This window comes from Vibrio sp. CUB2 (assembly GCF_001557945.1).
Lineage (GTDB): Bacteria > Pseudomonadota > Gammaproteobacteria > Enterobacterales > Vibrionaceae > Vibrio > Vibrio owensii.
In genome coordinates, this window is the sequence record NZ_LNRB01000004.1 from 14,235 (window position 1) to 41,220 (window position 26,986).

Sequence of the window (26,986 nt, forward strand, 5' to 3'; positions counted from 1 at the left end):
GGATACTCGAAGGCAAGGAAAGGACCATGGAACAACAGGCAATCAATTTAGTCGCGAACATCTTGTTGGTGGAAGATGACGATGATTTGGCAGAACTGGTTCAGATGCATCTCAAGTTTCAAGGACACCAAGTGTCGCGAGCCACAGATGTCGCCGATGCTAAAGCGCAATACCAGCAACAACCCTTTGATTTATTGATCCTTGACCGAGGTTTACCAGATGGTGATGGCCTAGACATCTGTCATTATTTGCGTCAGCAACAAGATTGGAGCCCTGTGCTCATGCTGACCGCCAGAGACGGTGAAATGGACAAGGTTGACGGTTTAGAAGCGGGTGTTGATGACTACATCACTAAGCCATTTAGCGTATTAGAATTCCAAGCACGAGTGCGAAACGTGTTACGCAGAGTCAGCCAAACCGCAGAAGCCAAAGTAGTAGATGAAGTCCTCGAAGATGCGATGGATTTTGGTCCGCTGAGAATTATTCCGGAGTTGCACCAAGTATCCCTAAACGACAAAGATGTCACTCTTACCGCGACAGAGTTTACTTTGCTGCAGTTTCTCGCGACTCGTCCGGGCAGAGTCTACAGTAAAGATGAATTGCTCGATCACGTTTGGAACACCAGTCATTCTGGTTATCACCATACGGTGTGTAGCACCATTAACCGTTTACGCAGCAAGCTGTCGTTGTCTGACTCTGATCATCACTTCATTCAAACCGTGTGGGGTGTTGGATATAAGTTTCAGCCAAGACACTAATGCAAGAAAGTAAGTCAAAACATCAAGCCAAGACAGTAAGTCGGCAGTTGTTTTCACTGTCATTTTTCAATCATCACGGTTGTTTCGAAAACATCGCTGTTTAAGGAGGCGATAGGATGAGCTTCAAATCTCGCTTGGTAGTATTTACTAGCTTGTGGTTCTGCCTCGCGGCGGTGGTGATTGCACTGACTTACAATTGGCAAAAAGAAACCATCGAGTTACGCACTAAGCAAAGCCTGCATAAAGAGCTAGCTAGCCATATGCGTGACGATAATCCGCTGATGATCGGGACGGATTACAACCCTAAAGCACTTAAGTCGATCTTTCACACGCTCATGCTGATCGGCCCTGACTTTGAAATCTACTTCCTCGATAGCCAAGGCAATATCACCACCCATGCAGCACCAGAAGGAGCGGAGATCATGGGAGCGGTGGATCTCAATCCCATTAAGCAATTCTTAAATGACCAGCCTTTTCCTATTTTGGGTGAAGACCCACGTAATCGTGGTGAGCACAAAGTCTTTTCTGTCGCGGCGATAGAGGAATTAGGCTCTACGGTCGGTTATCTCTACGTGGTGATTGGCAGTACCCGACATGACGCCATTGCCAATGCTCAAGTCGATACTCCTTATATCGCGCTGGCAGGACTGGTCTTAGTGTCCATTTTAGGCTTTGCTCTTGGGGCATATGTGCTGGTCAAACGTAGCCTATTGAATCCGATTGAACGTGTGACCAAGCAACTTCAACAACAAGCTGAACATGATTTCCGCCTGCAACCTGATTTTACTCACCAAGTGCCGGAGCTCGTGCCGATTGCGCACTCTTATCAGATGATGGCGAAGCACATTCAGCAGCAGTTTTTACAGTTGGAGTATCAATCGTCTCATCGTCGTCAAAGCTTGTTGCAGCTTAGCCATGATTTAAAAACGCCGTTATCGAGCGTGCTTGGCTATTTGGAAACGTGGCGTTTGCAACATCCGGAATCCGATCCTTTGATCGACGTCGCTTTCCGAAATTGTGAGAAGCTCTCAACTCAATTGCATTCTCTATTAGACGCCGCGCGCAAAGAAGCTCCAATGCCAAATTACGAGTACCGCCCCGTAGATCTGGGCGCTTTGATGGCAGAATGTGCTGAAACGATGCAGAGCCAGTTTTCTCGTAAAGAAGTGGTGTTGAAAGTGGATATCGATAGCGAAATCCAAACCGTGGGTGACAAGGGGCTATTGGAGCGGTTGGTATTGAACCTGCTTGAAAATGCATTGCGCCACAGCCCAATCGGCTCGGAAGTGCATTGCCAAGCGCATTTGAGTGAGGATAAGTCGCGTATCCACTTTACGTTCGTCAATCACATTGAGGAAGAAGCGGAGGGTGGCTCTTTGGGGATCGGGACGAAGATTGTTCAATCTATCTTAATGCTTCACCACAGCTATCTTGAGACCAACGCAACCTCTTCTCAGTATCAACAGAAGTTCACTCTAAGAGCGGTGTGAGCGTTTTCTCACTGCCTTTAGGTTATTACCGTAAATCCTTAGTCCCAATTCTGTCACACCTTAAGAAAGCGCCTATCTATCGGATGTTTTTTGTCTGTCTCGTAGAGTGCCGCCTAAGCTCCACACTCAATGTATCCGCTGAAAAACAGGATCAACCAGCCATACTTGCTAATCATTAATTTCATATCGAATAATTCATTCCGTCAGTTATTTAATCTGAGAATAAATAATAATCACGAATAAAACGTATTCTGTAACATATTTAACGTGCTAGATTGCAATATTAACCTTGTTGTCTAATTTGTGACGCAAATATTACAAGTCTCTACTTGAACGATGATTAAGATTATAAATTATTTTCTTATTTATATTAGGAATAAGTGTTTTAGTGAATATTTTATTATGCGTTAAGTTGTTTATTTGTTGGGGTGGGAATTGTTGCTTATATCATCAGATGAAATGAAAAAGTGGAACTAAAGTCACTTAATTGCTGCGGAAAAATCTAAAATATAGACCTATTAGGTAATAATGGTTTAGTAACAGATAGTTACGGATTCATAATTTATAATATGGCTAAACTTCCGACAAGGATCGAAAAGATGAGCGACAAGGAATCTATTCAGACTAATCGCAGCCGCCGCAATTTTTTAAAAGGTGCAACTGGTGCAGTTGTGGCTGGCGTCAGTGCTTCAGCGTTTTCTGGTGCTGTTCAAGCAAAAGAACCGAATATCGATTGGAGTAGACTAGGTAGAAAGAACGATAAGCGCTTCTGGCGTAAAGTTCAAAAGCAGTTCGTATTGGATAAACGAACGACTTACATGAACATCGGTACGACAGGTTCAATGCCAAAACATGTTCTTGAAGGATACGAAGACAACAACAAAATCGTTGCTAAGTACCCGTGGGATATGAAAGACAAGTTTGGTGCTTGGCCTCATGTTTCTGAAATGGTGACGCAAGTAGCGCCGGGCTTTGGTGCTAACCCAGATGAAATCATTCTGAGCCGCAACACTACTGATGGCCTATGTTCTATTATCAATGGCCTTCATTTCGAACCGGGTGATGTCATTCTAACGACTCACCACGAACACGTTGCTGCCACTTCTCCAATGAATGTAGCAAAACACCGCTTCGGTGTGGATGTGGTCGAAATTCAACTTCCTGTTTTCACTGGTACTGAAGACGTTTCTGAACAAGATTACATTCAAGCGTTCCGCGAAGCGATTGAAGCCCACCACAACGTTCGTCTTATCGTCTTCTCGCACATTACCTACAAAACAGGTACTACTCTTCCAGCCAAAGAAATCTGTTCTCTTGCAAAACAACACGGTATCCCAACCTTAGTTGATGGTGCGCACACTGTTGGTATGTTCGATTTAGACTTCCACGATATGGATTGTGATTTCTATGCAGGATCTGGCCATAAGTGGCAGTGTGGTCCAGGCGCGACAGGTATCTTGTATGTACGTGATAACGGCAACCGTTTGAATGAGTACTGGAGCGATCGCGAGAATCCATTGTGGTTGATCAACTCTTCTCTTTCTCACGCTGATTACCTAGGCAAGCAATTGCAATACATTGGTAATGACAACTACCCAGCAAAACAAGCACTTGCTGATAGCTGTAAAATGTGGGACGAGATTGGTCGTGACCGTATTCAAGAACGCGTTCTTGAACTAAGTGACCTATGCAAAACGCTGCTTAATGAAGCGTTACCACATGCTCAGATGTACTCGCCAAATGTGGAAGGCTTAACCAGCGGCCTAACGACGTTCAACCTATTTAGCGATGTGACGGATGAAGAACGACTCACCTTGTTCCGCGACCGTCTGCGTGAAGACTATGGCTACATCATCCGCACGACAAGCTTCAAGCTGTACAAAGATGATGCTTACGAAACACAAGCACTGCGCATCTCAACGCATCTATTCCACGATGAGAAAGACGTAGAAGGGCTTGTTGAAGCCATCACGGATCTTTACTACTCGTTCTAACGTTGTTGAACTTTCAAAGCGCCCTTTATTGGGCGCTTTGTGGAAGAGAGGGATATTCACCATGTCAGTGAAAACAATCAAACGAACCATGACGGCACTTACCGTTGCTCTTGCTTCAATCATGTCGACTTCTGCCTCGGCGGGTGATTTGCAAGACATCAAAGACAGTGGCGTGCTGCGTCATATCGGTGTGCCTTACGCAAACTTCGTTTCTTACATTGATCAAGGGGAAATGCAAACACTGACAGGTCTTGATGTCGATATCATCAAAGGGTTTGCTCAATCTCTCGGCGTGCGTTACCAGTACGTGCCAGCGCAGTGGAATAATGTGGTTGGTAAACTGACTGGCCAGCAAGTCGAATACAAAGATGCGCAGCTTGTTGTAGGTGAGAAGATGCCGGTTGAAGGCGATCTGATTGCTAACGGTGTCACTATTTTGGATTGGCGTGCTCAAATCGTCGATTTTTCAGATGACTACTTCCCATCTGCAGTGTGGCTGGTGGCTCGTACCGATTCTACTCTTACGCCAATCACGCCGACTGGCTCGGTGGAGCGCGACATCACCAAAGTCAAAGCTTTGATTAACGGACGTGAAGTTCTGGCGATGGAGCACTCATGCCTAGACCCAAATCTTTACAACTTGTATAACACGGGTGCTAAGGTGATTTTGCCTGATGGCCAGCGCCGTTTGAACGAAATGGTTCCTGCCATCATGAAGAACGATGCAGAGAGTACGCTGCTAGATGTGGCAGATACACTGATTGCATTAGAAAAATGGCCAGGTGAAATCAAAGTCATTGGCCCTGTCTCTGAAAATCAAAAAATGGCGGTTGCCTTCCGTAAGGATTCTCCTGAATTAAAAGCCGCGTTTAACCAATATTTGAATTCAATTAAGCAAGATGGGACGTACCAAACCTTGGTCGAGAAATATTACCCATCTATTTACTATTTCTATAATGACTACTTCTTAGAAGATAGTAAGAAAGATATATGAGAAAGTCTGTAAAAAAAATATCAAGCCAGAAGATCATTACCATCAGTGCGATTTTGGTATCGCTCTACTTGGCGATGCTTATTACTGTGACGAGTTTAGGTCAAAATAAATTAAAAGATTCACAACACCGAGAACTCGGCCTAAAGGTGAAAAGTTACGCAGGTACGCTTGATAATTTATTTACGCTTGCCAGCGAAGATATAGACCATTTATCCACCGATAAAACGGTGCAGACCTTTTTTGCTAACCTCGCTTCTGGCATGTCGATGGAATACGGCTTGGGTGCGAGTTTGATTAATTTGAAACGCAAGCTGCAAGAAAAATCCGAAACGAAAATCGTCAATAACCAAATCATCTACAAGAAGCTGACTCTGATTGGCCTTGATGGCTCAACAATCGTCACAACCGGTGCGAAAACAGACCATCGCATCGACACCTCGCGATTACTGCAAAACCACAAAAATACCGAAGAGATACGAGCCGTTCGTGATGACGGCAGAGTGTTAATCCAAGTGGTCAAGCAAGTGATGTTCTCTGGCAAACCGGTTGGTTATTTGATTGCAGACATCAACAAGCAAGTGGTGATTTCTCAACTCACCAATCAGGAACATGAAGACAGCTACAGTCGCATGGTTCTGAAGATCAATGACGTTGAAATGGAAGTGTGGGATTCGATCAGCCGCAAACTGGAACAAGAAAACGTCACGGGCCCAGAGGCGCTTTCTCAAGAGCTTAGACAGAAGATTTATTTCGAAGTGCCAATTGAACGTCATCACTTTGAGCTGATGGCGTGGTTTGAATCGCTCAGTGAACGCGACATCTACACCTCGCGCGTATTCATTACTGGGTTGAGTATCCTTGCTATTTTGATTGTGTTTGGTCTTTTGTATGCGTTTAGCCTGAATAACACGCGCGTCGAGCTTAAGATCAAACTGGAAGAAGAAAAAAAGCGTAAAGACTTTCTGTCTCAGCAAAACCAACGATTAACCAGTGAAATCGAGCGTCGTAAATCATCAGAGATGGAGTTAGCTTACCAAGCAAAACACGACTCTCTGACCGGGTTGCCAAACCGAGTATATGGCTCAGAACGTTTGGATCTGGAACTGTCACGCGCTGAGCGAATGGGTTCCAACGTATTGGTTATGTTCATTGACCTCGACCACTTCAAACAAATCAATGACTCCATGGGTCACTTTGTTGGTGATGAAGTCTTGAAACTGGCAGCAGAACGCCTGCACAACGCGGTACGCAAGACTGACTTACTCGCGCGTATTGGTGGCGATGAATTCCTCTTGGTTATCCCTGATTTGCAAGATGCCGACAGCGCAAAACGTTTTGCAACAACTGTCCTGTCTGTGTTCAATGAACCGTTCGTTTGGCAAAACCACGAATTCTTCCTATCGGCGAGTGTCGGTATGTCAGTGTTCCCAGAGGATGGCGACAACGCAGAGCAACTACTGGCGTGTGCAGACATGGCGATGTACCGCGTGAAGCAAGATGGTCGTGATGCGTTCTGCTTCTATGACCACAACATGAACCAAGATTTGCAGCGCTTCTTAGATTTAGAAAGCCGTCTGCGTCATGCCATTGCGCATGATTTATTAGAGCTCTACTACCAACCTATTATTGACTTGAACAGCGGTACGATTGTTGGTGCTGAAGCCTTGATGCGTTGGAACGATGAGAAGTTTGGTTTCGTCAATCCAGAAGAGTTTATCTCGATTGCCGAGAAGAACGGTTTGATTCATCAGCTAGGGGACTTTGCAATTCGCCAAGCGTGCCACCAAGCTGCCCAATGGCAGACCGTTGCACCTCTGTTCGTGTCAGTAAACTTCTCTAGTGTGCAGTTTAGATACTGCGATCAACTCTTAGAACAAATTAAGCAGCATCTTGAAGAGTCGGGATTACCTGCCGAGATGTTTGATGTAGAAGTAACGGAAAGCTTGCTCTTCAACCACAGTAACGAACTGATGGGGATGTTAGACAGCTTGCGAGCATTGGGCGCGAAGCTCACCATTGATGATTTCGGTACCGGTTATTCTGCATTAAGTTACTTGCAGAAGTTCCCGTTTGATCGCCTCAAGATCGACCGCAGCTTCTTGCAGAACATGTTTGAGAATGAGTCCGACCGCGAGCTTGTGAACGTAATTATTGCGATGGCGAAAGCGCTGAATCTGAAGATCGTCGCAGAAGGCATCGAAGAACAGCGTCATGTGGATTACTTGAAAAACCTAAACTGTGAGTTCGGACAAGGTTTCCACTATAGCCGACCATTACCTGCTCAGGACTTTGAAGCACTCTTAGCTAAGCCGACTTGGCTATAACTCCTTTCATTACAACCTCATAGAAAAGCATTAACTGGATTCGTGCCTCGGATTCATTAATGCTTTTCCACCTTGAGGGATAATCGTTTTTCCTTCCTTGAATTACACTACACTTAATTGATAAGTAAGTGCCTGTGACCCCCGTCACATAAAGGCTCAACCTAATTCTAATCGAGTGAAAACTCGACAAAATAAACAGGAAGGAATTGCGAATGTCTTCTGCATTTTACCAACAGATTGAACAGCAAATTGAAGAAGTGAAGGCGGAAGGCCTTTACAAAGCAGAGCGTATCATCACGTCTCAACAGCAAGCGGCTGTTAAAATCTCTACTGGTGAAGAAGTACTAAACTTCTGTGCGAACAACTACCTTGGTCTTGCTAACCACCCTGCACTTATCGCAGCGGGTAAAGCAGGCATGGACGAGCACGGTTTTGGTATGGCTTCAGTACGTTTCATCTGTGGTACTCAAGACATCCACAAAGAGCTTGAGCAGAAGCTTTCTAAGTTCCTAGGTAAAGAAGACACGATTCTTTACACATCATGTTTCGACGCAAACGCGGGCCTATTTGAAACTATCCTAGGCAAAGAAGACGCAATCATCTCTGACGCGCTAAACCACGCGTCAATCATCGATGGTGTTCGTCTATGTAAAGCGATGCGTTTCCGCTACTCAAACAACAACATGGAAGAGCTAGAGCAACAACTGATTGCTGCGAAAGAAGCAGGCGCTCGCCACATTCTTATCGTAACGGACGGTGTGTTCTCAATGGATGGCGTAGTAGCAAACCTTCCAGCTATCTGTGGCCTAGCAGAGAAGTACGGCGCATTGACTATGGTTGATGATTCTCACGCTGTTGGCTTCATGGGTAAAACAGGCGCAGGTACGCACGAGCACCACAACGTGGTTGACCGTATCGACATCATCACTGGTACGCTAGGTAAAGCAATGGGCGGCGCTTCAGGCGGTTACACGTCTGGTAAAGCAGAAGTGATTGACTGGCTACGTCAGCGTTCTCGTCCATACCTATTCTCTAACTCTGTTGCACCAGCAATCGTAAGCGCTTCTATCCGCGTTCTAGACCTACTAGAAGAGAGCGGTGACCTACGTGACCGTCTATGGGAAAACGCAGCACACTTCCGTACTCGCATGGAAGACGCTGGTTTCACAATGGGTGGTGCGGACCACGCAATCATTCCAATCATGCTTGGTGACGCAAAAGTAGCAGCAGAATTCGCAGAGCGCGCTCTAGAGAAAGGCATCTACGTAATCGGCTTCTCATTCCCTGTTGTACCAAAAGGTCAAGCGCGTATCCGTACTCAAATGTCTGCGGCTCACTCTCGTGAGCAACTAGACCGTGCAATCGACGCGTTCATCCAAGTTGGTAAGGACATGGGCATCATCTAAGTTTCGTTTCCTCTTCCTAGCCTCCTCCTAACATAGGGGAGGGATTAGATGGAAAGGAGAAAGAGCTTACGTTTAAAGAGCAAAAGGCTTTCCCAACTCTTCTGAGTCGGCTCATGGGTAAAGCCTTTATTCCTTCTTTAAACGCATTAGATGAAAGAATTTTTTGTCACGCATAGAGCGGGGCAATGTTTGGTGAATACTATGAAAATTAAAGCATTATCAAAGCTAAAGCCTGAAGAAGGCATCTGGATGACTGAGGTTGATAAACCTGAAGTTGGCCATAACGACATTCTGATCAAAATTAAGAAAACCGCTATCTGTGGTACAGACGTACACATCTACAACTGGGACGAATGGTCACAAAAGACAATTCCAGTGCCTATGGTTGTTGGTCACGAATACGTGGGTGAAGTGGTTGCGATTGGTCAGGAAGTTCGTGGCTTTGAAATCGGTGACCGCGTATCTGGTGAAGGTCACATTACGTGTGGTCACTGTCGTAACTGTCGTGGCGGCCGTACTCACCTATGTCGTAACACGATTGGTGTGGGCGTTAACCGTGAAGGTGCATTCGCAGAATACCTAGTGATCCCAGCGTTCAACGCGTTCAAGATCCCTGAAGGCATCTCTGACGATCTAGCGTCTATCTTTGACCCGTTTGGTAACGCAGTACACACCGCGCTTTCTTTCGACCTAGTAGGCGAAGACGTGCTTATCACAGGTGCAGGCCCAATCGGTATCATGGCAGCGGCAGTAGCAAAACACGTTGGTGCTCGTCACGTAGTGATCACAGACGTGAACGAATACCGTCTAGAACTTGCTCGTAAAATGGGCGTAACGCGCGCAGTAAACGTTGCAGAAGAGAAGCTAGAAGACGTAATGGCTGAGCTAGGCATGACAGAAGGCTTCGACGTAGGTCTAGAAATGTCTGGTAACCCAGCTGCGTTCAACTCAATGCTAACGACGATGAACCACGGTGGTCGCATTGCACTACTAGGTATTCCACCATCAGACATGGGTATCGACTGGAACCAAGTTATCTTCAAAGGCTTGGTGATCAAAGGTATCTACGGCCGTGAAATGTTCGAAACTTGGTACAAGATGGCTTCACTGATCCAATCTGGTTTGGATCTATCACCAATCATCACGCACCACTACAAGATTGATGACTTCCAAGAAGGCTTCGACGTAATGCGCAGCGGTATGTCAGGCAAGGTTATTCTTGATTGGGAATAAGGTCGCGATAAAGCAACTTAAAACCTCTTAATGTCAAATTAATAAAAACGCCCTAAGTGAACCTTAGGGCGTTTTTGTTTTTAATAACTGGCTATTTTGTTGGATAGCGCTTCGTTTACAACTCAAACTCATAATTACTTCAGCGCTAGCGCTTTATTACGATGGTTCCTGTTTCCACGACATGAGACTCCTTCGACGCCATGACTTTTGCCGTGTGCTTTTCTGATGAGAAAAGAGTTTTAGCTGATGTCGTAGGTTGACTGATAGAAGGGGCATGCTCTTGCTTCTGGTAATGAATTTCCCAATGTCGAGTTTGGGTGTTGTAGCGCATAAAGGCAAAGCCCGTAATATTCTTAATCGTGGTGCTGCCTTTTTGATAAAAGCCATAATCACGGAAACTCATATAGTTGATTAATCCGTTGCTATGGTCTTTCACATCATTGTATTGTTTATCTTCTTTGCCACCTTCCACATGGTAAACCCTGATTAAATCATCGCTCCAGTCATCCACAACAAAAGAGCAGCCGCTGAAGTTGGGCGTGAAAACATATAAATGGTCGCGATGAGGATCAGGGTGTTTAGGTATATCGAGATACTTGCCCTGCGCGACCCAGTAGGCCATCTGTGATGTATTTTTATCGGGTTGTTCGCCTGCATATGTATCGATAACTTGAAGTGCACCTACTGCTCCATGAGCGTGTTTGTATTGCATACCACTAAATACAAGCTCACCACTCTCTTTAACTTCCTTTTGAGTCACAGGGTTGAGTGATGACATCTGAAGAGCGACAACCTCTGCACTAACAAGCTGATTGGCGAAGCTAGAACCAAGCAGGTCGGATGGCAATACGCGTTTTCCGATTGCATCGTTCATTTCCATTCTAGATGTTGGCATCGGTGACAGAATTGCATCAGGCAGCTCACGCTCTTCACCCACGTGAATATGGTTTTTCTGTTCTTCTTCTTTGCGGTCGGCGGCGACTTTGTCTCGGTTATCATTCCAGCGCTTGTAGTCACTTGATGAGTAAGTTAACTCATCCCTGCGTTCTTGCTGTTGTCGTGCTGCTCGTTGCGCTGTGGTTTCTTGTGCTTCTTCTGTATTAGCAGGCGCTGATTGATATCGCATAGTCGGCATTCCAATAAAAATAAATAAAAGAATACCTATGATTTTCAATATTTCATGAGGTGACTGTTTAAATAGTGATTTTTACTAACAGAAAGCTCAGAACGAAATTGTATTTTAAGTTCAGCTGTGTGTTTAAGTTTGTTGTGGCTAAATAAAAACCACTTATAAAATTCAATAGATGACTGTTAAGAACTTATTTATTTGTAATGCTTATTAAAGTGCGTCTTTATAATATTAAAAGTTATTGTTTTAACAGTCAGCTTAGCCAATACTCTCCCCTTTATTGCTGCAATATTTTTGTACTGGTCTGATTCTCTATGGTTTCTAATTGCCGACTTATCAATTACATAAAATGTGGAGATCATTTCCAAATTTAGCAGGTAAACATAGATTGCATAGCGCGAGCTAATCCATTTTCTTCATTCCTTTGTTAATACTGCATGCGTGAACATACGCATAAGAAAGTGTTCATTACTTAACCATAGATACAAAAGGAAATGAAAATGAGAAAGTCACTGACAGCACTTGGTTTAGCATTGGTATTTGCAGGCTCAGCAAACGCGGCAAACTGGGGCTATGAGGGTGAGCACGGCCCGGCAAATTGGGGTGAGTTCGCTTCTGAATGTGCGAAAGGTCAAAACCAAAGTCCAATCAATATCGAATCAGCGACCGAAGCCAAGCTAGAAAAACTGGATTTCGATTATGAAGGCAAGGCTATTTCACTGCTGAACAACGGCCACACTTTACAGACCAGTTTAGAAGGCAAAAACACGCTCACTATCGATGGTAAAGAGTTCACGTTAAAACAGTTCCACTTCCATACGCCATCTGAAAACCATGTAGATGGTAAAGAATACCCACTGGAAGCACACTTTGTGCATGCCGACAAGGTTGGTCATCTGGCCGTTGTCGCGGTGTTCTTTAAACTGGGTGATGCTAACCCGGATCTAGCTAAGTTGCTCGCTAACATCCCAACTAAAGATCAAGATGTTGCCATCAAGGTTCCATTTGATGCTGACGCGCTTATCCCAAGTGATAAAGATTACTACCGTTTCAATGGCTCTCTAACCACGCCACCGTGTTCTGAAGGCGTTCGCTGGTTGGTGATCAAAGAGACACAAACCATCTCCCCAGAGCAGGTGAAAGAGTTTGCGAAAGCGATGGGGCAAAACAACCGCCCAATCCAACCGCTTAACGCTCGAATGATTCTAGCGCAGCAATAAGGGTTGAAGTGACCAGTCATAAAAAAGCCCGCTGATTTAGCGGGCTTTGTGTTTGGTATTCTGAAGTTAGAAACCACTGTCGTCTTGCGCTTGGGCTTTCGCCATTTGAATCGGATCAAGCTTGAGTGTTTGCGTAGGGAACGCAATATCCGCTTCGTGCTTCTTGATGATCGCCATGACCTGCAAAAGCACATCTTGCTTCACTTCGTGGTAGCGAACCCAGTTCACTGTTTTGGTGAAGGTATAGATAAAGAAGTTCAGTGAAGACGCACCAAACGCATCGAAGTTGACGATAAGTGTCTGGCGCGTATCGATGTCTTTGTGGCTCTTCAGCATTTCGCGCACTTCATCAATGATTACTGGTACTTTGTCTGCATCGTCGTAGCGCAGGCCAATTGTCTCAAAGATTCGGCGGTTCAACATGCGAGACGGGTTTTCTACCACGATGTTGCTGAATACTGAGCTAGGCACATAGATAGGTCGCTTATCGAAGGTACGAATGCTGGTCATACGCCATCCAATACGTTCCACTGTTCCTTCTATTTGACGGTCTGGAGAGCGGATCCAATCGCCAACTTTAAACGGACGATCGAAGTAAATCATCAAGCCACCAAAGAAGTTTGATAGAAGATCCTTGGCTGCCAAACCGACAATCAAACCACCGACACCACCAAAGGTCAGCAAACCGGAAAGGCTCAGGCCAAATGCCTGCATAACCGTTAATACACCGATGACGATAAAGAACAGGCGAGCGACTTTCGCGACGGCTTGTACGGTCGTTTCGTCACGGGTTTTCTGCTCCAGCACGTAGTCTTCGACGTTGGTGATAAGACGCATCACAATCCAAACTAGGATGCTGATAACAAGAATGAGTTTAAGGGTGCTGAGCCAGTTGAATTCGTTCCCCAACTCACTTTGCAGAACAATGCCTAAAGATACCGTCGCAGGCCAACACCAGATTAAGGTACTGACGGGGGTTTTGAGTGCTTCTAATAAAAGGTCATCCCAATGAAAGGGGGTTTTCTCGACCAAAATGGCTAATCGAGAATGCAATACGCGCCACGCAATCCAAGCAAAAAAGCTCGCAATCGTAATGAACAGTACGCTGCTGCTCCAGTCTTGATGATGGGCCATGATGTAAGTTTGAAGTTCTGTAAACCACTGTGGCATAAGTAAAGTTTCATTTTTTGGAACAATGAGTGAAAGGTAGCAGAGTTTGAGTTTTCGCCCTAGCAAAATGATGTGATTCGAATAATCCGTTCTTGTCTTCTTATCACTGCTGTTAAGGAGAGAAGTGTTTAGAGTGATGTTAATGATTAATGTGTAAATACAAGGTGATGATACGTATGGTGAAATGTAACGTTCGTGCTGTTCAACCTACATGGTGTGATGAAACTCGAACTTTGAAAGATAAGCGCTATCATTCGAACCATCAATTGTAGGTTCTTTGACTCATCGCTAACATTTATCAAGCTCAAATATGAGACTTTAGTGTCACTTTGACATACGGAGATAAACCATGGAATTCACAGAGCTAGATCGAAATGCGCTCTACGACATTTGGATGTCGCAAAAAGCAAAAATGCACCTCACTCAAATGGAGATGGCAAAGCGCCTAGGTTTAAGCTTGCATGAGTTCTCTGCTTTGTTGCGTGGGAACGCTCCGTTAACACTTGGCTTCGTGAAACAACTTTGCGAACAATTGCACGTTCGTCCTGGTCAAGTGATTCCATCTATGAGCAAACGCGATATATCTTCTTCGGGCTCAGTGTACCTACAAAACCGTATCACTGTAGATGGTGAAATCCGTAATGTCTTCATTGAAGGCAACCAAGTTGTGATCGAGTACGAACACACGGTGAACTAACCGATTCCATCCGTGTATTTTTTGTCGTAGACAATTTATTCACATCTCTACTGATAAAACTAGCAGCCATGATGTCCCTTTGAATGAAAGGAATGGCTGTGAAGACTTTTCTCCGTAATTGCGATAAACAACGTCGTCGTTTGACGCACCAACTTGAGCCTAAACTTGCAGGTTGGTTGAATGACGACTCTCTCACTGTTCACGAACCAATGCCGCACGATCAGGTGAAACGTATTTTGATCGTGAGAAACAACAGCCGTATCGGAAATATGTACTTCCTGCTTCCGTTTGTTCATCAGGTTCTGCGCTTATACCCAAATGCGAAAGTTGATCTATTGTTGAATTCGCCTTGGCAAGGGGAAGTCTTCAAGAATCTTGGCATCAATCAGATTCATTACTCCAACTTGTCATTCAAATCGCCAGATAAAGCACTTGCGACCATCCGTTTGTTAAAGCGAGAGAGATATGACTTGTTGTTCGCTCCAACGGCGGGCGCGTGTGACACTTTTCTTTCCGCTGTGATTCCGGCGAAGAACAAGATCGCTTTTAAGAAAGTTAAAACAGAGCAAGTATTTACTCACTCCTCGGTCGCCGATTCGCCTTTTCGTCACGGTGCCTACAAGCCACTTTCTATCCTTGAAGCGATGGGACATGAGCTTGATAATGCCTTGGATCATCATATTGTGTATGATTCAAAAGAGCTTTCCTCTGGTATTCAGCAAGCACGTAAATTACGCGAAGAAGGCAAGCCAACATTTGCTTTCTTCCGTGGTGCGCGAGGCAAGAAAAAGCTCAGTGATCATGCTTGGTTAACCATTCTGGCTGAATTTGAACGCAAGCAAGGACAGAGTGTGAATTGGGTGGAAGTGCTAAGCCCAGATATCCAGCAGCCACTATTAAAAGACTCCCGCACTTTGGCATGCAAAGATCTGCGCCAATTGGGTGCGACGCTGCGCTACCTCGATGGCTTTCTTTGTTGTGATACTGGACCGCTGCATTTAGCGGATGCCGCAGGAGCGACTTGCTTTGGTTTTTATACGGAAACGTGCCCACAACGATTTGGGTTGATGGGCGAGAAATGTCATGCGATTCGATTGTTTCTTTCGGAGGAACAAGCCGAGTTTGAGCCTGTGTTAAGAATGGCGTAACGCCGGATGAAATGAAAAAGTGACAGCACAATAGGCTGTCACTTTTTGTATGAACATGGTTTAGGGCGATTTGCCTAAGGAATCTTCACCAAAGAATCACGCGATAGGTCAGAGATGGTTTTCGCTCCTGTAAGCGTCATTGCTACGCGCATTTCCTTGCCGTAAAGGTCAAGCAAGTTCTCTACGCCAGCACCGCCTTGCGCTGCGAGTGCGTATACAAATGAGCGACCAAGTAGCGTACAGTCTGCACCAAGTGCCAGCATACGCACGACATCCAAACCTGTACGAATACCTGAATCGACGAAAATCTTCAGATCGCCTTTTACGGCATCTGCAATGCTTGGCAGCGCTTTTGCTGTTGAAAGCACGCCATCAAGCTGGCGACCACCGTGGTTAGATACCACGATACCATCGGCACCGAAACGAACCGCGTCTTTTGCATCTTCTTCGTCTAGGATGCCTTTGATGACCATCGGGCCATCCCAAAAGTCTCGAATCCACTCTAGATCTTTCCAAGAGATTGAAGGATCGAAGTTTGCGCCTAGCCAGCCAATGTAATCTTCCAACTTAGTTGGTTCGCCACGGTAAGTTGAGATGTTACCTAAGTCGTGAGGTTTACCTAATACGCCGACATCCAACGCCCAACTTGGGTGACGCATTGCTTGGAATACACGGCGCATTGCGGCATTAGGGCCACTCATACCAGAGTGCATGTCACGGTAACGAGCTCCTGGAACTGGCATATCGACCGTGAAGACCAGCGTTGTTACACCAGCGGCTTTCGCGCGCTCAAGCACGTTCTTCATAAAGCCACGATCTTTTAGAACATACAGCTGGAACCACATTGGGCGTTCAATCGCAGGTGCCACTTCTTCAATTGGACAAACAGATACAGTCGACATGGTGAAAGGAATGCCTTTCTTTTCTGCCGCTTTTGCTGCTTGGACCTCACCACGTCGCGCGTACATACCGGTCAGGCCAACAGGCGCCAGAGCGATTGGCATTGCCAACTTTTCACCGAAGATTTCTGTTTCTAGGCTTAGATCGCTCATATCACGCAGAACACGCTGACGCAGTGCTACGTCACCTAAGTCATCGGTGTTGCGCTTTAACGTGCGCTCGTCGTATGAACCGCCATCAATGTAATGGAAAAGGAATGGAGGCAGCTTGGCTTTCGCAGCAGCGCGGTAATCTGTAGAAGCAGAGATAATCATATTCGTGTGTCCTGGCTGTTATTCTAAGATTGCGTCCTGAGTCAATGAGCACCTGCTCTGTCAGTGTTTCACTGACTGCCATCCTTTCGGCAGTCGACATCAGAATAGAGTATAGATAAGTGATTGAGCTGTGAGACATTCCATACACGGAACAATCAATTATCTGCACTGAAAAAGACTGGCACATCGGTCGGGGGATTGATGCAGCAAGCCACACCAAAAGTGTCGGGGTAGTAGTGCTGACCGCGGTGCCAGAGAAAGTGCAGGGTGGGGGAGACCCTGCGTAAGTGTTACTTCATTAAGGCGTCTGTAAGTTGGAATCCGTAAATCAGAATCAGACCGATGATGCCTGTGACCACCAAGTAGTAGAATGTTGGGATAACAGTCTTGCGCAGCGTTGCACCTTCTCGTCCTAGCAGGCCAACCGTTGCTGAGGCTGCCACAACGTTGTGGATGGCAATCATGTTACCGGCAGCAGCGCCAACCGCTTGAAGAGCAACCACAATGGCGCTTGAGATAGTCAGTGTCTGCGCTACTTCGAACTGGAACTGGCTGAACATCATGTTCGACACGGTGTTAGAGCCGGCGATGAATGCACCAAGGGCACCAACAGTAGCACTCAACGCCGGGAATGCTGAGCCAACGAGGTCTGCTGCAAAGTTCGCCGTCGTTACAGGCATACTTGCTAGCTCGGCGCCGTTGACACCTGAGTTAATAAAGATACGAACCATAGGGATGGTGAACACGAGAACGAAACCTGCACCGACTAGTGTCTTGCTTGATTCGCCAAACGCTTTGCCTAGTGACTTAGCGCCGCCACCTTGCAAAAGAACCGCAAGTAACGCTACGAAGACTAAGATGCCACCCGGAAGGTATAGAGGTTGAATTGTTGTGCTGATGCCTGTCTCGCCAAGAATATTACCAAACGATAGGCTTACACTCTTAAGTAGACCTTTGAACTCAGGGCTTACACGGCTTGCCACTAGGATAACCGCTAGCATCACGTATGGTGCCCAAGCTTTGGTTAGGCTCATTGGTTTGACTGGGTTGTCATCAAGATTGATCTTTAGAGAACCTAGCCATTCTGCTGGCCATTTATCTTCGCTCTCGAAGTCCCATTTGGTTTTTGGTACGAGGAAACCTTTCTTCGCCGCAGTAACTACAATAGCCAGACCAACTAGACCACCGATTAATGACGGGAACTCTGCACCTAGGAACACGCCTGTTAGTGCGTAAGGCACAGTGAAGGCAACGCCAGCGAATAGCGCGAAAGGTAGGATGTCTAGACCTTCGCTCCAGCTCTTATTCTTACCGAAGAAGCGCGTCAGCATCATTGCCATGAGTACAGGAATGAGAGTACCAACCGTTGCGTGAATCATTGCTACGCTTGCGGTGATTTGCTGTAGGTACGCGTCCCATGTTGAGCCATGAGCAACCAGTGCTTCACCGATATTGTGCGTATCTAAACCTTTGTTCACACCTACGATGATTGGTGTCCCAACCGCACCAAAGGATACTGGCGTAGATTGGATCATCATGCCCATCAGTACCGCTGCAAGCGCAGGGAAGCCAATGGCTACCAATAGAGGAGCAGCGATAGCAGCAGGCGTACCGAAGCCAGATGCGCCCTCAATGAAAGAACCAAAACACCAAGCGATGATGATGGCTTGAACACGACGGTCGGCTGAAATATCAGTAAACCCATTGCGAATAGTGGTGATCGCGCCAGTGTGTTTTAAAGTGTTGAGCAAGAAGATGGCACCAAACACGATCCATAGAACAGAGACAGTAATACCTAATCCTTGGAAGACAGACGCCAGTACGCGAGTAGCTGACATATCCCAAAACATTAGGGCGATAGCGACGGTTAGACCGAACGCAACAGGCATGGCTTTTTTAGCAGGCCAGTTGAGACCAACCAATAATATGGCGGCGACAACAATTGGCGAAAACGCCACAAGGGCAAGTAGGGTTTCACTCATTGGTACATCCTCGTACGCTGACTTCTCGAACGGCTTTATGCTGTAGAGATGATTTTTGTTGTAATGATTTTGTTAATTTGGCGTGAATTTACCCCTTTATTTTTTATAGATATAGGGAAATAATGAAATTAATTTATTCCAAAAGTGACATAATCGATGCGTGCAGATGACCTAATCCTGTTCTCACAGGTAGTAGAAATGGGTAGCTTTAGTAAGGTGGCGGAAGAAAATAACCTTACAAATTCGGTAGTTAGTAAGAGGATTGCTCGGCTAGAGGAAGAAATCGGTGCTCAACTATTATATCGAACAACGCGTAAATTGACCCTGACCGAAGCAGGAAAGGTTTTGTTACACAGTGCTAAAAATGTGAAGCAAGCCACTCAGGAGGCTATGGATGCAGTTTCAGGCTTTGGTGAGAATGTCAGCGGTCATATCAAAATGTCGGTGCCGACTATCTCGGGTGATTTGATTCTGGCGGACGCTGTAGCCGAGTTTTGTAATATGCACCCAGGTTTAACCGTCGATATGTCGCTTGATAATCGCTTTGTTGACTTGGTTGCTGGAGGCTTTGACTTGGTGATTCGAACTGGCTATCTAGAAGATTCCAGCCTGATTGCCCGTCATATTCTCGATTCACAATGGGTGGTTTGTGCCTCGCCTTCTTACATCGCCAAAAATGGCAAACCGATTGAGCCTATCGACTTAACCACGCACAACTGTTTGCAATACGCCTATCAAACTACCGGGGCGACCGACTGGCAGTTTAAAGGCAAAGATGGTGATTACATCGTCAGAGTCTCGGGTTGTTTCTCGACAGATAACGCTACGGCCTTACGCAAGGCAGCTTTGGGTGGGCATGGTATCGCCTACGTACCGCGTTGTTTGGTCTATCACGATATTCGCAGTGGTGAGCTGGTGGATATTTTCCCGGAGTTAGTTGGTAAAAAGCTTGGCATCTATGCGGTTTACCCTTTTACTCGTCAGCCGCCGAATAAAGTGAAGCTTTTGATCGAACACATCCGAGAGCGATACCTCACTATCTCGCATTACTTTTAATTGGTTCATAAATATAAGAAATGTTTCAATCTATTGGTTGAAATTCGGTGTTTGAACCCTAAGGTAGGTATTGAGAATAAATCTCAATAAAATAATAAAACAAAACACTTAACTTCAAACGGAGTAACACGGACGTTATGCATTACCCAAAAACTCGTAAAGATTCTGTCGTCGACACTTATTTTGGTCACGACATCGCAGACCCATACCGCTGGTTAGAGGACGATCTCAGCCAAGAAACCGCAGAGTGGGTTTCAGGACAAAACTCAGTGACCTTTGATTACTTAGGTCAAATTCCTTTCCGCCAACAAATTCGCGACTTAGTGGCGAGCAGCCAGAACTACGAAAAGTACTCTCAGCCTTTTGTTCACGGTGAATATACCTACTTCTATAAAAATGATGGTTTGCAGAACCAGAGCGTTTTATACCGCAAAAAGGGTGATGAAGAAGCGGAAATCTTCCTAGACCCGAATACCTTTTCAGAAGAGGGAACAACATCGCTTGGTGAAGTTAAGTTCTCTAGAGACGACTCTCTTGTCGCGTATTCTATCTCTGAGGGTGGCAGCGACTGGCGTAAAATCTTCGTCATTAATGTAGAAACCAAAGAACAGCTTGAGCCTGAAATTGTCGACGCTAAGTTCACCACAATTTCTTGGCTTGGTAGCAAGGGCTTTTACTACGCGAGTTATGACAAACCTAAGGGCAGTGAGCTTTCGGCGCGTACTGAGCAGCACAAGCTTTACTACCATGAGTTAGGCACACCACAATCTCAAGACAAAGTCGTCTTTGGTGCGTTGGACGCGCAGAAGCATCGTTATGTAGGGGGAGTGACAACCAAAGATGATCGCTTCCTTATCATTACCGGCGCAGAGTCGACATCGGGTAACAGGCTGTTCTATGTCGATCTAGCTTCAGAAGAGCAAGACGTAATCACGCTTCGAGATACAACCGATGGTGATACACATCTGATTGATAACCAAGATGACACCTTAATCTTCTATACCAACCTAGATGCGCCTAACGGCAAAGTGGTTGGCTACAACACTCAAACCCAGCAATGGACAGAGATCATTGCCGAGCAGGAACAACCACTGGATATAAGCAAAGGTGGTGGCTACTTGTTTGCGACTTACATGGTTGATGTTCTCTCTAAGGTTCAGCAGTTTACTTACCAAGGCGAGTTAGTGCGTGAGGTTACTCTGCCTGATCAAGGCACCGTATATGGCTTACAGGGCAAAGCAGAAGATAAGACGCTTTACTACACCTTTACTAACTACGTGACCCCTCCAACCATCTTCTCTTTTGATGTAGAAAGTGGTGAGTCTGCACTCTACCAAGAATCGAAAGCCCCGTTCGATCGTCAAGAATACGAGTCTCAACAAGTGTTCTACACCTCAAAAGACGGAACGAAAGTGCCGATGATCATCTCGTATAAGAAAGGCACCAAGCTCGATGGTACGGCGCCAACCATGCTGTATGGTTATGGTGGTTTTAACATCAGTTTGACGCCGATGTTCTCAGGAAATGTCGCGAACTGGTTAGAACTTGGTGGTATTTACGCGGTGGCAAACATGCGTGGTGGCGGCGAATATGGTAAAGCTTGGCACAATGCAGGTACTCAGCAACAAAAGCAAAACGTGTTTGATGACTTTATTGCTGCGGCGGAATACTTGATTGAGCACGACTACACCAGCTCAGAACGCCTTGCGATTCGTGGCGGCTCAAATGGCGGCTTGTTGGTTGGTGCGTGTATGACTCAGCGTCCAGAGCTGTTTAAAGTGGCGATTCCTGCGGTTGGTGTATTAGACATGCTTCGCTACCACACCTTTACCTCTGGTGAGGGCTGGAAGTACGACTACGGCACGTCAGAGCAAACCGAGGCGATGTTCCAATATCTACTTGGTTATTCACCAGTGCATAACGTAAACGAAGGTGTCTCGTACCCCGCAACACTTGTCACGACCGCAGACCACGATGACCGTGTTGTCCCTGCGCACTCATATAAGTTCATTGCAGAGCTGCAAGAGAAGCATCAAGGAGACAACCCGGTGCTGATTCGTATCGATGTGAATGCTGGCCATGGCGCGGGGATGCCGCTGAGCAAACAAATCGATCTGACTACCGATGTTTACGCGTTTGCATTACATAACATGGGTATCGAAACGCTCGATATTTAGTACGAAGCTTAGACTCAACATAATAAAAAATGCCGCGACATTCATCGCGGCATTTTTCATGGTTGGGGGAACTCAATGTATTAGTTAGGGTGACTAAGCCTAACTTTGAACCAACCAGTCTCGGCGGCCAAACCGAATGGCAGCTATACCATTTTTCGTAGTTATGGCGAAAAATTCACCATACTTTAATCCTAGTTTAAGAATATGAAACTGTGATGAATCTAGGCTGCATCATCTTGATTTTCATTGTTTTCAAGGTCAAATGAGGCATCAATCAGTTTTCTTGTGTAATCGCTTTTCGGATTATGGAAGATTTCTTCTGCCGTTCCTTGCTCCATGACTTCACCCTTTTGCATCACCAGAACACGGTCCGACAAAGCTTTAACTACAGAGAGATCGTGACTAATAAACAGGAAGCCGATGTTGTGTTTCTTCTGCAGATCTTTCAGAAGATCAATGACGGTCAACTGAACAGAGCGGTCGAGAGCCGAGGTTGGCTCATCAAGCAAAATGAAAGAAGGCTCAAGAATTAACGCACGCGCAATAGCGATACGTTGACGCTGACCACCAGAAAACTCGTGCGGGTAACGGTTAATAGATGCAGGGTCTAAGCGCACCTCTCGCAGAACATCACGTGCCTTTTGCATTCGTTCTGCCTTGCTCATTTGAGGTTGATGCACAGTGAGTCCTTCAGTGATTATGTCACCGACCGTCATGCGAGGAGAAAGCGAGCCGTAAGGGTCTTGGAACACCATCTGCACATCTTTCTTTAACTCAAAACGTTGTTTGGCAGAAAGTAGGGAAAGATCTTGTCCTTTGAATTGAATCTTGCCACTTGATGGCAGCAAACCAATCAAAGCCCGTCCCAGTGTCGATTTACCGGAACCTGATTCACCAACAATACCAAGCGTTTCGCCTTGCTTTAACTCTAGTGAGATGCCTTTAACTGCCTCAAAATACTCGTTCTTGCTGGCGATGAAATGCGGCTTAACAAGAAACTTAACGCGAATATCATCGGCTTTAAGAAGTTCAGCGGCGTTTTCTTCAATCGGGTCTTTGCTGCCTTTAGGAATCGAGTTAATCAGCATCTTGGTGTAATTATGCTGTGGTTCGGAGAAGAGTGCTTCTGTGATGCCTTCTTCGACGACTTCACCTTTACACATCACCAATACTCGGTCAGCAAAGTGTTTCACTACACCTAAGTCGTGAGTGATGAACAAGATCGCCATGCCCATCTTGGCTTGGATCTCTTTGATCAGATAAAGCACTTCTGCCTGAACGGTAACGTCAAGCGCAGTGGTTGGCTCATCGGCAATCAGAATGTCTGGCTCGTTTATTAGAGCCATCGCAATCATGATGCGTTGCAACTGACCACCGGAGAATTCGTGCGGATACTTTGTGTAAGCTTGTTGAGGATTTGGTAAGTGCACTAAGTCAAACAGCTCAAGCACCTTATCTTTGGCTTGTTTCTTACTCACCGGGCGATGACACATAATGGCCTCCGCCACTTGAATACCAACGCGCATGTATGGGTTAAGAGAAGTCATTGGCTCTTGGAAAATCATACCAATGCGATCGCCACGGATGCTTTGCATTTGGCGTTCGGTTTTCTCTAGGATTGATTCGCCTTCAAAGACGATAGAGGAATCGGCGTGCAAAATGGCATTATCTGGCAGCAACCTCATCAACGCATTGGTTGAGACAGATTTACCAGAGCCAGATTCGCCTACGATAGACAGCGTTTCACCAGCTTTAAGATCAAAGCTCACCTTCTTTACTGCATCGACGATACCATCGTTTGTCGTAAAGCTGACAGACAGGTTGTTCACCGAAAGAATGGTTTGTGTGGACATCACGTTTCCTTGTGTATCGAGTTGTTGTTACTGTTATTTGTTGTGCCTTACCGTGGCAACTCTGATGAAGAGGGCTAATTGTAGAGTTGAGACGCGCCCGCTTCTGCAGTACTCATGGCTTGTAGATACAAGAACTGTTCATGAGCACGGGTGACGTGATCGAGCTCTATCATCCATTGAGCGTTACGTTGGGCAGAGCAAAATGCTGCCATATGAGCCAATAAATCTTCACTCTGTTTGCTTAGCATTTGGCTAACGCGGCCAATTAAATCGTGGCTCTCGAGCTGTAAGAACTGGAACAGAGCGTAAGACTGGTTAAGCGCCGCGAACGCTTCTTGCTGCATACCGAGTTTGTTGAGAATTTCTGACTGCGCAACGCTCGCATCACGCAACCCACTGATTAAACACACAAACTGACACGGCTTGGTTTGTTCGTTTTCAAGTGCGGAGTGAATGTGGTTTGGCAGGTGGCTGAGCACGTCTTCGTACAAGCGATGAGCTTCTGGCCAATGGCCTTGTTCCATCAGCTGCTCTGCTTTTAAATAGCGCATCCAGCATTGCTCAATATTCATCTTCATCTCCACAAAATTCGATTTGAACAGATATTAAATGAAATTAATTATCAATTGCAAGTGCGACTTTTTATCATTTTAAAAGGCGTACAGCTGTTCGTAAAATGTTCAAACGAACCGGGGTGGAAGATAAATCACTTAAATTTAAACAAATAATCTCTACACTGAGGTAACGACAATAAGAAAAGGAGGCGAGTATGGCAGTACAAAGATTGGAACCTAAACAGCTGTATTCTGTAGCTGATCTAGAGAATATGCCATGTAAGTCGACCAAGGAATTACCTCCGATTGACGAAATTGTAGGGCAAGAGCGCGCACAGAAAGCGGTCGAGTTCGCCATGTCAATCAAGGAGAAAGGGTATAACATCTACGCCATTGGTCAGAACGGCCTAGGCAAGCGCACCATGATTTTGCGCTATTTAAACCGCCATCAACACGATGCTGCGGCACTGTTTGATTGGTGTTATGTCGCGAACTTTGAAGACACGCGTATACCAAAAGTCCTAAAGCTCCCGTGCGGAATTGGTAGTAAGCTCAAAGTAGACATCGAAAAGCTGATGGGTAAATTGCTCAATGCTTTACCTCTCGCGTTCGACAATGAGATGTACTACAGCCGAGCTGATCGCTTAAAAAACCAACTTGCGAATAAACAGCAACACGAGTTGGACAGCATCAGTAAGGAAGCAAAAGAGAAAGGCATCAGCCTAACGATCACGGCGCAAGGTGATTATCAGTTTGTTGCGATGGACGGTGAAGAGCTGCATACCGAAGAGTCTTTTGAAGCGCTCAGCAAGAAAGAGCAAGAATACTTTGGCAGCAGTATCGATGAGCTAGAAGTCAGTTTGCGTAATATGGTTCGCGAGCTCACGGAGTGGGAAGATTCATTTAGCGAGAAGATCAAAAAGCTTAATGATGACGTAACGCTGGACGTGATTACCCACTTCATCAAGCAATTGAAAGTGGATTACGCTGAGTATTCGGAAATCAAAACCTACCTCACTGATCTGCAAAAAGACATTGTCGAAAACGCGGACATCTTTCTAGAGCAGAGTGGTGAACAAGGCGAGATTGCTACCGCTTCCTTGGATAAGAAGCTTCCACGTCGTTACAAAGTCAACGTACTGGTTAGTCGTAAAGATTGCGAGTTCCCAATCGTGGTGGAAGAGAATCCGAACTACCACTCGCTATTTGGTTCTATTGAAACGGCGACGTTCAAAGGCACAGTGTTTACTGATTTCTCTTTGATTCGAGCGGGTAGTTTGCATAAAGCGAACGGCGGCGTGTTGTTGATGGATGCACAAAAGGTGCTTGAGCAACCTTATGTGTGGGATGGGTTGAAGCGTGCATTACGTTCTCGTCAGCTGAGTTTTACTTCTTTAGAAAAAGAAGTGACATTGACTGGCGCGGTTTCTCTTGATCCTGAACCGATTCCATTAGACATCAAAATCATCTTGTTCGGTGATTACCGCACTTACCAACTGCTGCAACACTACGATCCAGAGTTTGGTGAACTGTTCCGTGTGACGGCGGATTTCGAAGACGAAATGAAGCGTACACCGGATTCAGAACTGCAATACGCACGTTTTATTTCTAGTGTGGTGAACGACAACAACATGCTGCACTGCGATAAGAAAGCCATCGCGCGCATCATCGAGTACAGTTCACGTTTGTCTGGAGACCAAACCAAGCTTTCGTTGCATTCTGCCAACATCGCTAACCTATTGCGTGAGTCTAACTACGTGGCTCGTCAGGCGAATTCCAACATGATCCGTATCGGACACGTGGAAGAGGCACTGAGCAATCAAGAAATGCGAGTCAGCCGTTTGCAAGATAGCGTGATGGAAACCTTCGTTAATGGCACGACCTTGATTCGTACCGAAGGTTCTGCAGTTGGTCAGGTCAACGCACTGTCGGTCTTGAGCACCAGTGACCACATGTTTGGCGCGCCGAACCGTATTACGGCAACCACGTGTTACGGTGATGGTGAAGTGATTGATATCGAGAGAAGTGTTGATCTTGGCGGTAGTATTCACTCGAAAGGTGTGATGATTCTGTCTGCTTACTTGTCGTCTGTGTTTGGTAAGACAGCACGCGTTCCACTGACAACCACGATTACCTTTGAGCAATCGTACGGTGGTGTAGATGGTGACAGTGCAAGTATGGCTGAGTTCTGTGCAGTCGTGTCGGCGTTCTCGAAACAGCCGAACCGTCAGGACATTGCGATTACCGGTTCGATGAACCAATTCGGTGAAGCGCAGCCTATTGGCGGTGTAAACGAGAAGATCGAAGGCTTCTACGATGTGTGTGAAATCAAAGGTCGTCATGCTGGACAAGGGGTAATTATCCCGCGCTCAAACGTACATAACCTGATGCTTCGCCCTGACATTGTCAAAGCGGTAGAGAAGGGGGATTTCCACATCTGGGCTATTGACCACGTAACCGAAGCGGTAGAGCTGTTTACTGGCAAAGACGCAGGTGAAGCGACCGACGAGGGAACTTACCCTATCGACACCATTTTTGGCTTGGCACAAGCTAAGCTAAATGCGCTGAGAAAATAAGCACTTATTGA

The 26,986-nt window shown here is 45.9% G+C and carries 19 protein-coding genes; 13 read left to right on the top strand and 6 right to left on the bottom strand.

The window, feature by feature from the left end; translation table 11 throughout:
• Positions 1–26 precede the first annotated feature (26 nt).
• The 7 genes from ATB78_RS07165 (at position 27) to tdh (ending at position 10,199) form a co-directional block, all read left to right on the top strand.
• Positions 27–758: a response regulator transcription factor gene (locus tag ATB78_RS07165; RefSeq protein ID WP_061008231.1), complete on the top strand. Its 732-nt coding sequence runs from the start codon at positions 27–29 to the stop codon at positions 756–758.
• Positions 759–874: 116 nt separating this feature from the next.
• Positions 875–2,248, top strand: coding sequence for a HAMP domain-containing sensor histidine kinase (locus ATB78_RS07170; protein ID WP_061008232.1), 1,374 nt, complete (start codon positions 875–877; stop codon positions 2,246–2,248).
• Positions 2,249–2,847: 599 nt separating this feature from the next.
• Positions 2,848–4,242 (top strand): aminotransferase class V-fold PLP-dependent enzyme, encoded by a 1,395-nt coding sequence (locus tag ATB78_RS07175; protein ID WP_061008233.1) that lies wholly within the window; start codon positions 2,848–2,850, stop codon positions 4,240–4,242.
• Between the two features lie 61 nt (positions 4,243–4,303).
• The gene (locus tag ATB78_RS07180) at positions 4,304–5,236 is read left to right on the top strand and encodes a transporter substrate-binding domain-containing protein (RefSeq protein ID WP_061008234.1); all 933 of its coding nucleotides are present in this window, start codon (positions 4,304–4,306) and stop codon (positions 5,234–5,236) included.
• Entirely contained in the window at positions 5,233–7,560 is a 2,328-nt protein-coding gene (locus ATB78_RS07185; protein WP_061008235.1) for an EAL domain-containing protein, read from the top strand. Before ATB78_RS07180 ends, ATB78_RS07185 begins: the two co-directional genes overlap by 4 nt.
• A 212-nt stretch (positions 7,561–7,772) precedes the next feature.
• A complete protein-coding gene (locus ATB78_RS07190) occupies positions 7,773–8,966 on the top strand; it encodes a glycine C-acetyltransferase (protein WP_061008236.1) in 1,194 nt (397 codons plus the stop codon).
• 201 nt (positions 8,967–9,167) lie between these two features.
• Positions 9,168–10,199: an L-threonine 3-dehydrogenase gene (gene tdh / locus ATB78_RS07195; RefSeq protein WP_005383983.1), complete on the top strand. Its 1,032-nt coding sequence runs from the start codon at positions 9,168–9,170 to the stop codon at positions 10,197–10,199.
• 145 nt (positions 10,200–10,344) lie between these two features.
• Here the strand turns inward: tdh and ATB78_RS07200 are convergent, their stop codons facing one another.
• Positions 10,345–11,325 carry a hypothetical protein gene (locus ATB78_RS07200; RefSeq protein ID WP_061008237.1) on the bottom strand — a complete coding sequence of 327 codons (981 nt, stop codon included), beginning with the start codon at positions 11,323–11,325 and terminating at the stop codon, positions 10,345–10,347.
• A gap of 503 nt (positions 11,326–11,828) precedes the next feature.
• Between ATB78_RS07200 and ATB78_RS07205 the strand changes: the two genes are divergently transcribed.
• A complete protein-coding gene (locus ATB78_RS07205; protein WP_039988583.1) occupies positions 11,829–12,548 on the top strand; it encodes a carbonic anhydrase in 720 nt (239 codons plus the stop codon).
• Positions 12,549–12,614: 66 nt separating this feature from the next.
• Here ATB78_RS07205 and ATB78_RS07210 read toward each other — a convergent pair whose 3' ends face one another.
• Complete coding sequence (locus ATB78_RS07210; protein ID WP_061008238.1) at positions 12,615–13,718, bottom strand: mechanosensitive ion channel family protein; 1,104 nt, start codon at positions 13,716–13,718, stop codon at positions 12,615–12,617.
• Positions 13,719–14,067: 349 nt separating this feature from the next.
• On the opposite strand from ATB78_RS07210, the gene ATB78_RS07215 reads away from it, so the two are divergent.
• Entirely contained in the window at positions 14,068–14,415 is a 348-nt protein-coding gene (locus ATB78_RS07215) for a helix-turn-helix transcriptional regulator (RefSeq protein ID WP_005439037.1), read from the top strand.
• Positions 14,416–14,507: 92 nt separating this feature from the next.
• Positions 14,508–15,563 (top strand): glycosyltransferase family 9 protein, encoded by a 1,056-nt coding sequence (locus ATB78_RS07220; RefSeq protein ID WP_061008239.1) that lies wholly within the window; start codon positions 14,508–14,510, stop codon positions 15,561–15,563.
• A gap of 74 nt (positions 15,564–15,637) precedes the next feature.
• Here the strand turns inward: ATB78_RS07220 and lldD are convergent, their stop codons facing one another.
• Positions 15,638–16,777 carry an FMN-dependent L-lactate dehydrogenase LldD gene (lldD, locus tag ATB78_RS07225; protein ID WP_061008240.1) on the bottom strand — a complete coding sequence of 380 codons (1,140 nt, stop codon included), beginning with the start codon at positions 16,775–16,777 and terminating at the stop codon, positions 15,638–15,640.
• Between the two features lie 290 nt (positions 16,778–17,067).
• Positions 17,068–18,759 carry an L-lactate permease gene (locus ATB78_RS07230; RefSeq protein ID WP_061008241.1) on the bottom strand — a complete coding sequence of 564 codons (1,692 nt, stop codon included), beginning with the start codon at positions 18,757–18,759 and terminating at the stop codon, positions 17,068–17,070.
• 156 nt (positions 18,760–18,915) lie between these two features.
• On the opposite strand from ATB78_RS07230, the gene ATB78_RS07235 reads away from it, so the two are divergent.
• Together ATB78_RS07235 and ATB78_RS07240 are read left to right on the top strand one after the other, a co-directional pair.
• Positions 18,916–19,815 (top strand): LysR family transcriptional regulator, encoded by a 900-nt coding sequence (locus ATB78_RS07235; protein WP_005439033.1) that lies wholly within the window; start codon positions 18,916–18,918, stop codon positions 19,813–19,815.
• 137 nt (positions 19,816–19,952) lie between these two features.
• Positions 19,953–21,992 (top strand): prolyl oligopeptidase family serine peptidase, encoded by a 2,040-nt coding sequence (locus tag ATB78_RS07240; RefSeq protein ID WP_061008242.1) that lies wholly within the window; start codon positions 19,953–19,955, stop codon positions 21,990–21,992.
• Positions 21,993–22,213: 221 nt separating this feature from the next.
• Here ATB78_RS07240 and ATB78_RS07245 read toward each other — a convergent pair whose 3' ends face one another.
• Together ATB78_RS07245 and ATB78_RS07250 are read right to left on the bottom strand one after the other, a co-directional pair.
• Positions 22,214–23,845, bottom strand: coding sequence for an ABC transporter ATP-binding protein (locus ATB78_RS07245; RefSeq protein ID WP_061008243.1), 1,632 nt, complete (start codon positions 23,843–23,845; stop codon positions 22,214–22,216).
• A gap of 74 nt (positions 23,846–23,919) precedes the next feature.
• Complete coding sequence (locus ATB78_RS07250) at positions 23,920–24,417, bottom strand: hypothetical protein (RefSeq protein WP_045499762.1); 498 nt, start codon at positions 24,415–24,417, stop codon at positions 23,920–23,922.
• A gap of 197 nt (positions 24,418–24,614) precedes the next feature.
• On the opposite strand from ATB78_RS07250, the gene ATB78_RS07255 reads away from it, so the two are divergent.
• Positions 24,615–26,975, top strand: a complete 2,361-nt coding sequence (locus ATB78_RS07255; RefSeq protein WP_005439027.1) for an ATP-binding protein — start codon at positions 24,615–24,617, stop codon at positions 26,973–26,975.
• Positions 26,976–26,986 lie beyond the last annotated feature (11 nt).